The sequence below is a fragment of the Curtobacterium sp. MCLR17_045 genome, from assembly GCF_003234405.1.
Taxonomy (GTDB): domain Bacteria; phylum Actinomycetota; class Actinomycetes; order Actinomycetales; family Microbacteriaceae; genus Curtobacterium; species Curtobacterium flaccumfaciens.
Genome location: NZ_QKTB01000024.1, coordinates 39373 through 54220 on the forward strand (window position 1 = coordinate 39373; position 14848 = coordinate 54220).

Genomic DNA, 14848 nt, shown 5'->3' on the forward strand with positions numbered 1-14848 from the left:
GCGGGTGCGGGGCAGCCGGTGGTCGGGACGTGCGCGGGTGCGGGCGGCGGGTGGTCGGGACGTGCGCGGGTGCAGGGTGGCCGGTGGTCGGGACTTGCGCGGGAGCGGTGTTGCGGTGGTCGCACGTCGTGGTCGACCTCGTGCGTCGCGCGGTCACGACCCGTCGCGCGTGGGACGTCGAGTGGTCAGGAATGGTCGGCTGGCGATGCGATGGACGACGGTTCGTGACCGGTCGGGGGAACTGAGCGGGGTGTTTCGACCGCTGGCGGGACGGGCGCACCGGCGGCGCGCCGCGGCGTTGCACGAGTGAGCGCTCACGTGCCAGGATGTGAGCGCTCACTGAGGACGACGAGGTTCTGGAGGAACACATGGGTGACGACCGCCGACAGCGGATCGTGGACGGCCGCACCACACTCGGGATCGAGCTCGGTTCCACCCGCATCAAGGCCTGCCTGGTGGACGAGGACCTCGTGCCCATCGCGGCCGGTTCCCACGAGTGGGAGAACGAGTACGTCGACGGCCGCTGGACCTACTCGCTCGAGGCCGTCGAGACCGGACTCCGTGCCGCGTACGCCGCCCTGGTGGCCGACGTCGAGGCGCAGTACGGCGTCGCCCCGAGCACCTACCGCGCGGTGGGCGTGAGCGCGATGATGCACGGCTACCTGGCGTTCGACGCCGCGGGCGAGCTGCTCGTGCCGTTCCGGACCTGGCGCAACACCTCGACCGGCCCCGCGGCCGAACGGCTCAGCGAGGCCCTCGGGTTCAACATCCCGCTGCGGTGGTCGATCGCGCACCTGTACCAGGCGGTCCTCGACGACGAGCCGCACGTGGCCGAGATCGCCGGTGTGACGACCCTGGCCGGCTACGTCCACCGTCGTCTGACCGGCCGGAACGTGCTCGGCGTCGGCGACGCGAGCGGCATGTTCCCGATCGAGGGCGGGCCCGTCGACAGCGGCCCCGGCGACCCGGGCGCGAAGGACTTCGACCACGCCATGCTCGCCACCGCGCAGGACCTGATCGGCGTGCCGGACCTGCGGTCCCTGCTGCCCGAGGTCCTCGTCGCCGGTGCCGAAGCCGGTGAGCTGACCCCCGAGGGTGCGGCCTGGCTCGACCCGACCGGCACGCTCGAACCCGGCGCACCGCTCTGCCCGCCCGAGGGCGACGCCGGAACCGGCATGGTCGCGACGAACGCCGTCGCCCCGCGCACCGGCAACGTCAGCGTCGGCACGAGCATCTTCGCGATGGTCGTGCTCGAGCAGCCGCTGACCACCGCGCACGAGGAACTCGACGTCGTCACCACCCCGGCCGGTGACGCCGTGGCCATGGTGCACTGCAACAACGGCGCGAGCGAGATCGCGAGCTGGGCCCGGATGTTCGGACGCTTCGCCGAGGCCTCGAGCGAGCGGACCGGCGCGACGCCGATCGGCATCGACGACGTCTACGCCACCCTGCTCGCCGAGGCCGTCGCCGACGACACCGACCCGGACGCCGGCGGTCTGCTCTCCTTCAACTACCTGGCCGGCGAACCCGTCACCCACGTCGAGGACGGCCGACCCCTGCTGCTCCGCACCCCCGGCGCACGCTTCACGCTCGGCAACCTGGTGCGCTCCGAGGTGCACGGCGCCTTCGCGACGCTTGCCATCGGCATGGACGTCCTGCAGGGCGAACAGGTGCAGGTGGACCGGATGACCGCGCACGGCGGGCTCTTCCGCACACCGGGCAGCCCGCAGCGGCTCCTCGCGGCGGCCCTGCGGGTGCCGATCGCGCTCGAGGAGACCGCGGGCGAGGGCGGCGCGTGGGGGATCGCCGTGCTGGCCGCTTACCTCGAGCACACCGACCAGCAGCTCGCCGACTACCTGTCCGACACCGTGTTCGGCGGGGACGCCGTGCACGTGGCCGAACCCGAGCCGGCGGACGTCGCCGGGTTCCAGACGTACCTGGACCGCTACCGGGCCGCACTGCCCGTGCAGGACGTCGTCGCGGCGGCGACCCGCCCCAGCGCGACCACAGGACCGACCGAAGAGACCGACGGCGCCGACCCGCGCCTCCAGACAGAGGAAGTGACCCGATGACGGACGCGATCGACGAGCCCACACGCCAGGCGGTGGCGACGACGCGGGAGCGCGTCGCGCGCCTGCACGGCGAACTCGTCCGCTACGGCCTCGTGATCTGGACCGGCGGCAACGTCTCCGAGCGCGTGCCCGGCACGGACCTGTTCGTCATCAAGCCGAGCGGGGTGTCGAGCGACGACCTGACGCCGGAGAACCAGGTCGTCTGCACCCTCGACGGCGTGCCGGCCGAGGGCTGGGGCAACGAGCACGGCCCCTCCAGCGACACCGCCGCGCACGCCTACGTGTACCGGAACATGCCCGAGGTCGGCGGTGTCGTGCACACCCACTCGACGTACGCGACCGCCTGGGCCGCCCGCGCCGAGGCGATCCCGTGCGTGATCACGGCGATGGCCGACGAGTTCGGCGGACCCATCCCGGTCGGCCCGTTCGCCATCATCGGCGACGACTCGATCGGCCACGGCATCGTCGACACGCTGAGCGGCCACCGCAGCCGCGCGGTCCTGATGCAGAACCACGGTGTCTTCACGATCGGCAAGGACGCGAAGGACGCCGTCAAGGCGGCCGTGATGTGCGAGGACGTGGCACGGACCGTCCACATCGCGAAGCAGGGCGGCGAGGTCGTCCCGATCCCCGAAGCAGACATCGATCGACTCTTCGATCGCTACCAGAACGTCTACGGACAGAACCCCGAAGGAGCCATGCGATGACGCAGGACACCACCGTCGCCCCCCAGGCCACGCTCGACAGCTACGAGGTCTGGTTCCTCACCGGCTCCCAGGGGCTGTACGGCGATGAGACCCTGCGCCAGGTCGAGGAGCAGAGCAAGGCCGTCCACGCAGAGCTCGCCGGACACCTGCCGGTGAAGCTGGTCTGGAAGCCCGTGCTCAAGGACGCCGACGGCATCCGCCGGGCGCTCATCGAGGCGAGCGCCGACGACAAGGTCATCGGTGTCACCACGTGGATGCACACGTTCAGCCCGGCCAAGATGTGGATCGGCGGCCTGCAGGCGCTGACCAAGCCGCTGCTGCACCTGCACACGCAGGCGAACGTCACGCTGCCCTGGGCGGACATCGACTTCGACTTCATGAACCTCAACCAGGCCGCGCACGGCGACCGTGAGTTCGGCTACGCCCTGGCCCGCCTCGGCGTCCGGCACGCCACGGCCGTCGGCCACGTCTCGGACCCCCGCGTCCAGCAGCGCGTCGCGAACTGGACCCGTGCCGCCGCCGGCGCCGCGGCCGTCCGCGAGCTGAAGCTCACCCGCTTCGGCGACAACATGCGCTACGTCGCCGTCACCGAGGGCGACAAGACCGAGGCCGAGATCGAGCTCGGCGTGCAGGTCAACACGTGGGCCGTCAACGAGCTCGCGGCAGCGGTGGACGCCGCCGCAGCGGACACGGCAGCGGTCGACGCGCTCGTGGCGACGTACGAGCGCGACTACGACGTGGACCCGTCCCTGCGCAGCGCCGGCGGCGAACGGCACGCCGCGCTCCGCGACGGTGCCGCCATCGAGATCGGCCTCCGCACCCTGCTCGCGCAGAACGGCAGCGCCGCGTTCACCACGAACTTCGAGGACCTCGGCTCACTCAAGCAGCTGCCGGGCCTGGCCGTGCAGCGCCTGATGGCCGACGGCTACGGCTTCGGTGCCGAGGGTGACTGGAAGACGGCGGTCCTGGTCCGCGCGATGAACGTCGCCGGCGCCGGCCTGCCCGGTGGCGCCTCCCTGATGGAGGACTACACCTACGACCTCACCCCGGGCGCCGAGAAGATCCTCGGGGCGCACATGCTCGAGGTCTCGCCGACGCTCACCACCACGAAGCCGACGCTCGAGATCCAACCGCTCGGCATCGGCGGCAAGGACGACCCGGTCCGCCTGGTCTTCACCGCCGACTCCGGCGAGGCCGTCGTCGTCGCGCTGTCCGACACCCGCGACGGCTTCCGCCTCACCGCGAACGTCGTCGACGTCGTGCCCCCGACCGAGGCTCTGCCGAAGCTGCCCGTGGGCCGCGCGGTCTGGGAGCCCCGGCCGTCGTTCCCCGTCGCCGCCGAGGCCTGGCTCACCGCCGGCGCCGCCCACCACACCGTCATGACGACGGCGGTCGGCCTGCAGGTCGTCGAGGACTTCGCGACCATGGTCGGCACCGAGTTCCTGGTGATCGACGAACACACCACCGCACGCGGGTTCCGCGACGAGCTGCGTCTCCAGCAGACGTGGCACCGTCTCGACCGCGGCTTCTAGAGGAGTCAGGACCCACGATGGACGACGTGATCGCGGCCGAGCGCACCCGCACCAACTGGGCGGGCAACGTCACCTACCGCGCCTCGGCGCTGGCCCGGCCGACGTCGGTGGACGAGCTCCAGCAGCTCGTCGCGTCGACGCCGCGCCTGACGGCGCTCGGCTCGCGACACTCGTTCAACACCATCGCCGACACCGATGCCGTCCAGGTCTCGTTGTCGGACCTGCCGCCGGTGCTCGAGATCGACACGTCGCGTCGCGTCGTGCGGGTCGCCGCCGGCATGACGCACAGCCAGGTCGCGGCCGGTCTGGAGGCCCGTGGCTGGGCACTCGGGAACCTCGCGTCCCTGCCGCACATCTCCACAGCCGGGGCCGTCGCCACGGGGACGCACGGCTCCGGTGTGCGGAACCCGTCGCTCGCGCAGGCGGTGGTCGGCCTCGACGTCGTCCGCGCCTCCGGTGAGATCGCCCACGTCGACGCCTCGTCGCCGGACGGGCTGCTCGACGCCCACCGGGTGGGGATCGGCGCGCTGGGCGTCGTCACCGCGGTGGAGCTCGCGATCGAGCCGACGTTCCAGGTCGCCACGACGGTGCACCTCGACCTGCCGTGGGACGCCGTCGCCGCGCAGTTCGACCGGGTGATGTCCGACGCCTACTCGGTGTCGATGTTCACCTCGTTCGACGACCGCGGTGCCCGGCAGGTCTGGGTCAAGCACCGCGTCGACGAGGCCGCACCGACCGTCGACCTCGTGGCCCTCGGAGCCCGTTCGGCCTCGGGGCCGGTGCACCCCGGGGAGAACGACCCTGCCGGGGTCACCGAGCAGGGCGGCGTGCCGGGGCCGTGGTCGGAGCGACTGCCGCACTTCCGGTCCTCGTTCACACCGTCGACCGGGGCCGAGATCCAGGCGGAGTACCTGATCCCCGCTGCCTCGGCGGTGGCGGCGCTCGAGGCGCTCCGACCGCTGGCGTCGCTGTTCGCCCCGATCCTCATCGCCGCCGAGGTCCGCACCATCGCGGCCGACACCGCGTGGCTCGCGCCGTCGTCCGGTCGGCAGTCGGTCGGCCTGCACTTCACGTTCCGTCGCGACACCGCCGCCGTGGCCGCGGCGGTGGCCCGGATCGAGGACGTGCTCGAGCCCTTCGACCCGCGACCGCACTGGGGCAAGGTCTCCGCCGCGAGTGCCGAGCGGCTGCACGAGGCGTACCCGCGGCTGTCCGACTTCGCCGCACTCGCCCGGGACCTCGACCCCACGGGGCGGTTCCGGAACGCGTTCCTGGCCCGCATCCTGTCCTGACGCGATGGACAGGTGTCCCGCACCACCGGCTGTGGTGCGGGACACCCGAGTCCTCAGTCCTTGCGGGACAGGTCGATCAGGAGCCTGACCACGGTCACGAGCAAGCTCGCGATCCCCAGCCAGGGCACCCGACGCCTGGACCGATCATCGGTGTCGTTCGACATCGCTGACCTCCTGGTGTCGTCGCCGGCTGACACGAGGAGCTTCGGCCGAGGGATGCGTCGCCGAGCGGGCTCGGCTACCATCGGTTCCGAGCGTTGGACTCGGGATGGTTGACGCATCCCTTGGCTTTCCACTCGGAAGGCGAATCGAGGCCCGGAACTGTTGTCGCAGTCCCGGGCCTCACGCTTTCGCCCAGGTCGCGCTCCGGCGGTGACGCGACCGGAGCCAGCCTACGTGTATGTGTCCGCTGAAATGCAGCCGGAATCTCACAGGGGATCCCCATCGGATGCCCTGGCGAACCCCCGCCTCGGTGCCGGTCTTCCACATGTGAGGACGCAAAGGTGGGGACATGGCGAACCTCAACCGCATCATCGGCATGGCCTCCAAGGTCATCGACAAGCAGCTCCAGAAGCGTGGGCAGGGGGGAACCGCGCCCGGCGCCGGATCGCAGCAGGGCGGGACCGACTGGCGCGGCATCGTGCGCAGCGCCGCGGACAAGCTGACCGGTGACGACCGGAACCAGCAGCAGCAGCCGCAGCAGCAGTACGGCCAGCAGCCGTCGCAGCAGTACGGCCAGCCGCAGTACGGCCAGCCGCAGTACGGCCAGTCGCAGCAGTACGGCCAGCCGCAGCACGCCGGCACGCCGCAGCACGGGCCCGACGCCGACAGGGTCGCACTGGCGAAGTACGACTACCTGCTCCGCACCTCGTCGCCGGAGCAGCTCGAACAGGTCCACCACGACGCCTTCGCGCGGCTCACCCCCGCGCAGCGCCAGCAGGTCCGCGACCGCCTGAACTCCGAGCTCCCGCCCCACGAGCACCTGCGCGACGACTCGGCGGGCGGCATGGCCCGTGCGATGACCCGCGGAGAGATGTCGCGTCCGGGTCTGGTCCGACGGGTCCTCGGCGGTTCCGGCCGCTCGGGCAACGGCAACGGCAACGGCAACGGCAACGGCCGCGGCCGCGGCGGGGCATTCGCCGGTGGTGCAGCGGTCGGCGCCGGCGCGATGGCCTTCGGTGGCCTCGCCGCCGCGGTGGCCGGGGGAGCGGTGCTGAGCGCTGCCGCCGGTCCGGTCCTGGCAGGGGCGGCCGACCTCGGCGTCGACTTCGAGGGCATCGCCTCGGGCATGGGCGACCTCGGGCTCGGTGACCTCGGCGGGGGCGTCGAGGGACTCTTCGGTCAGGGCGAGCAGCTCCTCGGCGGGTTCGGTGAGCAGGCCGCGGGGTTCGGAGAGCAGGCGTCCGGGCTCGGCGAGCAGGCGTCGAACCTCGGCAACGACTTCCTCGGTGGCCTCTTCGACCGCTGACGCGCTGCGGTGCGAACGCATCGGGAATAGCGGGACGGCGTCCGGCGCTTGCAATGTTTCGTCGTGCGTCGTCCGACGCACGCGAGATTCGGACGGGCCACCGTCGCGGTGTCAGGATGGACGCCGCCCGGCGGGTGAACCGTTCCGCCGTCGCAGCGACCGCCACCGCGATCGCGACCCCCTTCCCCGAGGAGCAGCACCGTCATGAGACGCCCCAACCGCCTGACGATCACCGCGGCCGTCGCCGCAGCAGCAGCCCTGGTCCTGACCGGCTGCTCGGGTGGGGGTTCGTCCGACGACGGCGCCGAGGGCACGGCCAAGGGCGGCACGCTCAACATCCTGACGCCGCAGACCTCGTTCCACCTCGATCCCGCGACCAGCCAGAGCCTCGGCATCACGTCGATGGGCCTCGTCGCCCGACGGCTCACCACGTGGGACGTCGAGCCGGGCAAGACGGCGAAGGTCGTCCCCGACCTGGCGACCAACACCGGGGTCTCGAGCGACGACGGCAAGACCTGGACCTACACGCTGAAGGACGGCGTCGAGTTCCAGGACGGCACGCCGATCACCACGAAGGACATCAAGTGGGGCATCGAGCGCTCGTTCGCGCCGACCCTCAGCGGTGGCCTGAGCTACCACAAGTCGCTCCTGGTCGGTGGTGACTCCTACAAGGGCCCGTTCGACGGCAAGTCGCTCGACAGCATCGAGACCCCGAACGACAAGACCATCGTCTTCAAGCTGAACGACGCGTACGGCGACTGGCCGTGGCTCGCGTCGATGCCCGCGTTCACCCCGGTGCCCGAGGGCGACGGCAAGGACACCGGCGCCTACGACCTGAAGCCGGTCGCATCCGGTCCGTACCAGGTGCAGTCGAACACGCAGGGCTCGCAGGTCACGCTCGTCCGCAACAAGAACTGGAGCGCGAAGACCGACGAGGTCCGCACCGCCGGCCCGTCGAAGATCGTCTTCAAGGAGAGCCAGGACCAGTCCACGGCGACGCAGACGCTCATCGCGGACAACGGCGACGCCAAGAACTCGTTCGGCGCCATCTACCTGGGGGCCGCCGAGCTCAACCAGGTTCGTAGCAACCCGGCCGCCCAGGACCGCCTCGCCACCTCGAAGGCCGGCCCGATCAGCTACATGGCGATCAACACGCAGCGCGGTGAGCTCAAGGACCTCAAGGTCCGACAGGCGCTGCAGTACGCGGTCGACCGCAAGTCCTTCCGGATCGCCGCCGGCGGCGCGATCGCCGGGTCGTACGCCTCGACGCTCATCACCCCGGGCATCGCCGGGCGCCAGGACTACGACCTGTACAAGACGAAGGCCACCGGCGACGTCGACAAGGCGAAGCAGCTGCTCAAGGAGGCCGGCGTCAGCAACCTGAAGCTGACCCTGGTCACCCAGAACGACCCCACCTACCTCGCCCAGGCGCAGGCGCTGCAGTCCGGCCTGAAGCGTGCCGGCATCGCCGTGACGCTCAAGCCGCTCGACTACGACTCCTTCACCCAGGCGACCACCAACGGCACCGACTTCGACCTGTCGCTGTCGAGCTGGCAGCCGGACTTCCCGAGCGCGAACGCCAACCTGCAGCCCCTGTACGACTCGTCGCAGATCGGTGGCGGCGGCTACAACGTCTCGAAGTACAGCAACCCCGAGGTCGACGCCCTCATCGCGAAGGCCAGCTCCACGGTCGACCAGGACGACGCGCAGAAGCTCTGGGCCCAGGCGGACCAGAAGATCATGGCCGACGCCCCCGTCGTGCCGCTGATCTACGCGAAGCAGTCCTTCCTGGCGGGTTCGAACGTGCAGAACTTCCAGATCGCGGACTTCCCCGCGTACCCGAACTACCTCAAGGTCTCGCTCAAGCAGTGACCGAACCGATCCTGCAGGTCGAGGGGCTCCGCGTCGCGTTCGGCGACGCGGAGCCCGTCGTCCGTGACGTCTCCTTCGACCTGACGCCCGGCCGGGTCCTCGCCCTGGTGGGGGAGTCCGGCTCGGGCAAGTCCGTCAGCGCCATGAGCGTGCTCGGGCTCCTGCCGCCGCAGGCCTCGGTGTCGGGCAGCGCCCGGTTCCGTGGCGAGGAACTCATCGGTGCCCCCGTCGAGACGGTCCGCGCCGTCCGGGGTGCGGGCATCGGCGTGGTGTTCCAGGAGCCGATGAACTCGTTCACGCCGGTCCTGTCCATCGGCACCCAGATCGCCGAGGCCGTCCGAGTGCACCCGACCGGGCTCGACCGCGCCGGGGTCCGGGCACGCGTCGACGAACTGCTCCGTGACGCCGGGCTCGCCGACCCGGAGCGCATCCGGAAGGCCTACCCGCACGAACTGTCCGGCGGCCAGCTCCAGCGCGCGATGATCGCGATGGCCCTTGCCGGTGACCCGGTCGCACTCTTCGCCGACGAGCCCACGACCGCGCTCGACGTCACCGTGCAGGCCGGCATCCTCGACCTGCTGCGGCGGCTCGGCCGCGAGCGCTCCCTCGCCGTACTGCTCATCACCCACGACATGGGCGTGGTCGCCGACGTCGCGGACGACCTGCTGGTGCTGCGCCGCGGCGACCCGGTCGAGCACGGGACCGTCGCCGAGGTCTTCGCCCACCCGACCGCCGACTACACGCGCGAGCTCCTCGCGGCCGTCCCCAGCCTGGAGGCGCGTCCCGCGTCCGACGAGCAGCTCGCGTCGACCGAGACTCGGCCTGCCGGACCGGACTCGGCTCCGGCAAGCCGCGATCTGTCCGCAGACGCGAGCACCGTCTCGGCGTTGGCCGACGTCGACGACGCGAGTCGCGCCTCCAGGCAGTCCGTGGCGCGCCTGCGCGACGTCGCCGTGCGGTACTCGCGCCGAGGCGGACCGACCGTGTCCGGCATCGACCTCGACCTGCACGCCGGCGAGACCGTCGGCCTGGTGGGCGAATCCGGTTCCGGCAAGTCCACGATCGGGCGCGCGCTCGCGGGCCTGGTGCCCGTCGTCGCCGGCTCGGTCGAGGTGGACGGCAGCGACCTGCGCACCGCTCGCGGACGACGACTGCGCGAGCTGCGCAGTCGGGTCGGCATCGTGTTCCAGGACCCGGCGTCGTCGCTCAACCCGCGGCAGACCATCGGCTGGAGCATCGCGGAACCGCTGCTCGTGCACGGCACCGACTCCGCTGTGGACCGGGCCGAGCGGGTCCGTGAACTGCTGACCGCCGTGCAGCTCGACCCGACGTGGGCCGAGCGGTTCCCGCACCAGCTGTCCGGCGGCCAGCGGCAGCGCGTCGCCGTCGCACGTGCGCTCGCGCTGCGGCCGGCACTCGTCATCGCCGACGAACCGACCTCGGCACTCGACGTGACGGTGCAGGCCGCCGTGCTCGACCTGCTCGCCGGGCTGCAGCGGGAGTTCGGCTTCGGCATGCTGCTCATCAGCCACGACCTCGCGGTCGTCCGCCAGCTCGCCGACCAGGTGATCGTGCTGCGCGACGGCCGGGTCGTCGAACGGGGGAGCACCGACGCGGTGCTCGACGACCCGCAACAGGACTACACGCGCATGCTCCTCGCCGCAGCGCCCGTCGCCGATCCCGTGCGACAGGCCGCTCGCCGCGAGGCGTGGCGCGCGTGGGAAGGAGTGGCCTCGTGACGGCCAACGTCGTCGACCGACCGGTCGCACCGTCCGGCCGCACGACCGGCTTCCGGGCCGTGGTGCGACGCGTCCGGCAGGACCGCTGGGCGGTGGCCTCGGCCGTCGTCATCGCGGTGTTCCTGGTGGTCGCCGTGGCGGCCCCGCTGATCGCGAAGGCGTCCGGGCAGGACCCGTACTCGTACGACATCGACGCGCTCAACTCGTTCGGTGCGCCCCGGGGTGCGGGTGGCGGCATCAGCGGCGAGCACTGGTTCGGTGTCGAGCCCCTGACCGGGCGCGACCTGTTCTCGATCGTCACGTACGGTGCTCGGACGTCGCTCGGCATCGGACTCGCCGCGACCCTGGTCTCGATCGTCATCGGCGTGCTCGTCGGCGTCACGACCGGGTTCTTCGGCGGCTGGTACGACCGGGTGCTCTCGCGGGTCGTCGACGTGATCTTCGGGTTCCCGTCGCTCGTGTTCATGATCGCCCTCACCGCGATCGTGCCGTCGTCGTTCCCGAAGCCCGTGCTCGTCGTGCTCGTCATCGGGTTCTTCGGCTGGCCGGCCGTGGCCCGTGTCGTGCGGGGACAGACGCTGTCGCTCGTCAGCCGGAACTACGTCGTGGCCTCCACCGCGATGGGTGCCGGCCGGTGGCACGTCATCCGCACGCAGCTGCTGCCGAACCTGGCCGCGACGATCACCGTCTACGCCACCATCTCGATCCCGTCGATGATCGGTGCCGAGGCCGCGCTCTCGTTCCTGGCCGTCGGCGTCAACCCGCCGACGCCGTCGTGGGGTCGCAGCATCGGCGACGCCATCGGCTGGGTGCAGACCGATCCCATGTACCTCGTGTTCCCCGGAGCCGCACTGTTCCTCATCACCCTCGCCTTCAACGTGCTCGGTGACGCCCTGCGCGACGCCCTCGACCCGCGAGGGGGCACCGCGTGAACGCCGCCACCTTGCGCTTCCTGGCGATCCGCGTGCTCGGGGCCGCCGTCGTGCTGCTCGTCGTCGCCGCCATCACGTACGCGCTCTTCATGCTCCTGCCGACCAACCCGGCCCGAGCGATCTGCGACAAGCCCTGCACGCCGGACCGGCTGCGAGAGGTCCAGGCGTTCCTCGGCACCGACAAGCCCTGGCTCGCGCAGTTCGGCGCCTACCTGGCCGGCATCTTCACCGGCCGGACCTTCGGCAGCGGCAACAGCGTCATCGAGTGCGCGGCGCCGTGCTTCGGGTACTCGTTCCAGCTGCACGAGAGCGTCACCGAGCTGATCCTCGCGCGCCTGCCCGTCACCGCTTCGATCGCAGTCGGCGCTGCCGTGCTGTGGCTCGTCGCCGGGGTGTTCGGTGGCACCGTCTCGGCGCTGCGCCGCGGCACCTTCGTCGACCGGGCCGTGATGACGGTCGCTGTCGCCGGTGTCTCGTCCCCGGCGTACCTGGTCGGGCTGCTCGGCATCCTGCTGTTCGGTTTCGTGCTCGGGATCCTGCCGACGAGCGGGTACGTGGCCTTCGGTGACGACCCGGTCGGCTGGTTCACCCACCTGATCCTGCCGTGGTGCGTGCTCGCGTTCATCAGCGCTGCGATCTACGCTCGGCTGACCCGTGGCGAGATGCTCGAGTCGATGTCGCAGGACTTCGTCCGGACCGCCCGGGCCAAGGGGCTGCGCGAGCGACAGGTCGTCGTGCGGCACGGGCTCCGGACGGCGATCCTGCCCGTCGTGACGCTGTTCGGGCTCGACCTCGGGTCACTGCTCGGTGGTGCGGTCATCACCGAGAAGGTGTTCTCGATGCAGGGCCTCGGCGCGCTGCTCATCGACGCGGTGCACACGCTCGACCTGCAGGTGGTCGTCGGCTTCACGCTGTTCTCGGCGCTGCTCATCGTCACGGCGAACGTGATCGTCGACGTGGTCTACGCGTTCGTCGACCCGCGGGTGCGGCGCCGGGCGTAGGGCCGCTCGCACGGTGCGAGGTTGTTCGCCCCGTGCGGCGGAACAACCCCACACCGAGGGACCTACCTCGCACGATGCGGGACGACCCAGTAGCTTCAGGCCAGGCGGTCGACCCTCAACCGGTAGACCGAACCGTCGTCGGTGCGCGTCAGGACGCCGAGGTCCACGGCATCCCGGCGCACGACGGAGACATCGGTCGCGAACATGCCGATGGCCGCGTTCAGGACGGCCTCCGGCACGGCTCGCTCCTGTCCGAGTCGCTCGAACACCAGCTCCACGATCCGGACGGACAGCGCATGTCGTTCGACGTCCTTCACCGGCATCCGCTCGATCCGGTCGAACTCGAGCACCGCGGCCGGCGACTGCAACTGCTGGAGTTCGCGTGACGTCCGGCCGAGCACCGATGCGTCGGGACCGTCGTCGGTGAGCCAGTCGAACGAGTCGATCGCTGCCCGGGTGCGGTCATCGACGGGGCTCCCGCCGAGCACCGCTGCTCGCAGGGTGGGGGACGCCAGGACGGAGACGACCTGACGCGCGCGCCCCACCACCCGGGCGACTTCCATCAGAAGTACGTGATGCCGTGCGGCGTCCGCGGCGGCAGCAGCATCGCGCGGAGCAGCTCCACCGACGCCGGGTCCGCAGCGCGGACGAGCCCCGCGGCGGCCAACGTGACGGGGGAGACCGAGCCGATCAGCATCGCACCGAGCTCCGCGACGTCGAGCTGGACGTCAGACCCGGCCACGTCGACGTCGTCGGTGATGCGCGTGACGGTGCCACGGGCCTCCTGGACGTCGAGGCGGTACGTACCGGTGGTGAAGCCGAGCGCGTCGGTGACCCCGAGCGTCAGCGACCCGTCGACGGCGAACGGCCGCGAGGCCAGCACCGCCGGCACGTCGAGCACGCGCAGCCAGACGTGGTCCTCTTCGTGGTCGACGTCGTACGCACGGTTGTCGCCGAGCGCCGCGACGATCGGGTCGTCGAGGCGGGAGCGGTTGTACTTCACGACGTCGTTGAGGTCGACCGAGAGCAGGAACTCCCACAGGGCGGTGTAGGCCTGGTCGTCCGCGTAGACCAGGTCGACGATCTCGAGCGCGGTGTCGGAGCCGCGCTCCTCCTTGACGCGCCAGGTCACGTAGCCGTCGATCTCGTCGGAGCCGTCGGGACGGTGCACCGCCGCACGGACGTCCTTCGCCTTCTGCCCGTCGTGGCCGAGCAGGCCGAACACGATCGGCCAGGTGCCGGTGTTGCGGACCATCGAGCCGGGGGTGCGGACGTGGAACCGGTCGAAGACGGCCTTGCCCGGGCCGTCGGCCAGCCACTGCGGCGTGACGACCGACACCGTGCCGGAGGTCGGGGCGAGCAGGGGGAGCGCGCGCTCGCGGCGGACGTGCACGGAACGCTCGCGGATGGCGCAGCCGAAGCCGAAGCGGCGGTAGATGGTGCCCTCGGACGCCGTCAGCGACGCGACGGCGTAGCCCTCGGCGACCCCGCGCTCGAGCGCGTGCGTCATCATCCGGCGCAGGATGCCGCGACGACGCTCGGTCGGGCGGACGGTGACCGCGGAGATCGCCTGGGTGTCGACGGAGGAACCGTCACCCCAGCTCAGCGCCTTGCGGAACCACGTGAAGGTGCCGGCCGGCCACGTCTCGTCGACGGACCCCGGGAACGGCTCGCGCACGTAGACCCCGAGGAACGTCTCTTCGTCGGCGATGAAGTGCGACGCCATGCGGGCTGCGCCCTCGGCGTCAGGGTCGGCTTCGTGGAAGCCCATCCCGACGGCCTGCATCCACGCTGCCGTCTCGGCGTTCGGTGCCCCCTTGTCGTCCGTCCCGGGCGCGAACTCGCGCAGCTCGTAGCGGTCGTCGAATGCCTCGTTGCTCACGTTCCGACACTATCGGGACCGGGTGACGTCGCGACAGGCGCGTGGTCGGTCCGGTCGGACTGGAGGCCCGGATCGCGTCCGGCGGACGGGCTGCGGGGTGCGGGCGGCCGGTTCGGGTGCCGGGTTCGGGTGCCGTGGACGCACGGCGCGGGACGCAGGGCGGGCCGCACGGTGCTGGGATTCCGGGTGGCGGGCCGCACGGTGCTGGGTTCGTCGTGCGGTGCCGGTTCCTCGCGCGTGCGCACGGTGCTGGGTTCGTGGGTCCACGGCACCCGAACCCGGCACCCGAACCGGCCGCCCGCACCCCGCAGCCCGTCCGCCGGACGCGATCCGGGCCTCCAGTCCGACCGG

General features: G+C 71.5%; 11 protein-coding genes. 9 read left to right on the top strand and 2 right to left on the bottom strand.

Annotated elements, in window-relative coordinates; genetic code table 11:
* The first annotated feature begins 368 nt into the window (after positions 1 to 368).
* The 9 genes from DEJ05_RS13885 (at position 369) to DEJ05_RS13925 (ending at position 12615) form a co-directional block, all read left to right on the top strand.
* Positions 369 to 2072: a xylulokinase gene (locus tag DEJ05_RS13885; RefSeq protein ID WP_111110700.1), complete on the top strand. Its 1704-nt coding sequence runs from the start codon at positions 369 to 371 to the stop codon at positions 2070 to 2072.
* Complete coding sequence (locus DEJ05_RS13890) at positions 2069 to 2779, top strand: L-ribulose-5-phosphate 4-epimerase (protein WP_111110701.1); 711 nt, start codon at positions 2069 to 2071, stop codon at positions 2777 to 2779. The genes DEJ05_RS13885 and DEJ05_RS13890 overlap by 4 nt, the downstream gene beginning before the upstream one ends.
* Positions 2776 to 4311 (top strand): L-arabinose isomerase, encoded by a 1536-nt coding sequence (gene araA, locus DEJ05_RS13895; RefSeq protein WP_111110702.1) that lies wholly within the window; start codon positions 2776 to 2778, stop codon positions 4309 to 4311. Before DEJ05_RS13890 ends, araA begins: the two co-directional genes overlap by 4 nt.
* Before the next feature lie 17 nt (positions 4312 to 4328).
* Positions 4329 to 5603 (top strand): FAD-binding protein, encoded by a 1275-nt coding sequence (locus DEJ05_RS13900; RefSeq protein ID WP_111110703.1) that lies wholly within the window; start codon positions 4329 to 4331, stop codon positions 5601 to 5603.
* A 511-nt stretch (positions 5604 to 6114) separates the two neighbouring features.
* Positions 6115 to 7071 (top strand): cation-transporting ATPase, encoded by a 957-nt coding sequence (locus DEJ05_RS13905; RefSeq protein ID WP_258376164.1) that lies wholly within the window; start codon positions 6115 to 6117, stop codon positions 7069 to 7071.
* Between the two features lie 204 nt (positions 7072 to 7275).
* The gene (locus DEJ05_RS13910; RefSeq protein WP_111022065.1) at positions 7276 to 8943 is read left to right on the top strand and encodes an ABC transporter substrate-binding protein; all 1668 of its coding nucleotides are present in this window, start codon (positions 7276 to 7278) and stop codon (positions 8941 to 8943) included.
* Positions 8940 to 10682, top strand: coding sequence for an ABC transporter ATP-binding protein (locus DEJ05_RS13915; RefSeq protein WP_111110704.1), 1743 nt, complete (start codon positions 8940 to 8942; stop codon positions 10680 to 10682). Before DEJ05_RS13910 ends, DEJ05_RS13915 begins: the two co-directional genes overlap by 4 nt.
* On the top strand, positions 10679 to 11614 hold the full coding sequence (locus tag DEJ05_RS13920) for an ABC transporter permease (protein WP_111087330.1): 936 nt from the start codon (positions 10679 to 10681) through the stop codon (positions 11612 to 11614). The genes DEJ05_RS13915 and DEJ05_RS13920 overlap by 4 nt, the downstream gene beginning before the upstream one ends.
* On the top strand, positions 11611 to 12615 hold the full coding sequence (locus DEJ05_RS13925) for an ABC transporter permease (RefSeq protein ID WP_027466175.1): 1005 nt from the start codon (positions 11611 to 11613) through the stop codon (positions 12613 to 12615). The genes DEJ05_RS13920 and DEJ05_RS13925 overlap by 4 nt, the downstream gene beginning before the upstream one ends.
* Before the next feature lie 95 nt (positions 12616 to 12710).
* Here the strand turns inward: DEJ05_RS13925 and DEJ05_RS13930 are convergent, their stop codons facing one another.
* Together DEJ05_RS13930 and DEJ05_RS13935 are read right to left on the bottom strand one after the other, a co-directional pair.
* A complete protein-coding gene (locus DEJ05_RS13930) occupies positions 12711 to 13178 on the bottom strand; it encodes a DUF2087 domain-containing protein (RefSeq protein WP_111110705.1) in 468 nt (155 codons plus the stop codon).
* Entirely contained in the window at positions 13178 to 14497 is a 1320-nt protein-coding gene (locus DEJ05_RS13935; RefSeq protein WP_111110706.1) for a GNAT family N-acetyltransferase, read from the bottom strand. The genes DEJ05_RS13930 and DEJ05_RS13935 overlap by 1 nt, the downstream gene beginning before the upstream one ends.
* Positions 14498 to 14848: the final 351 nt, after the last annotated feature.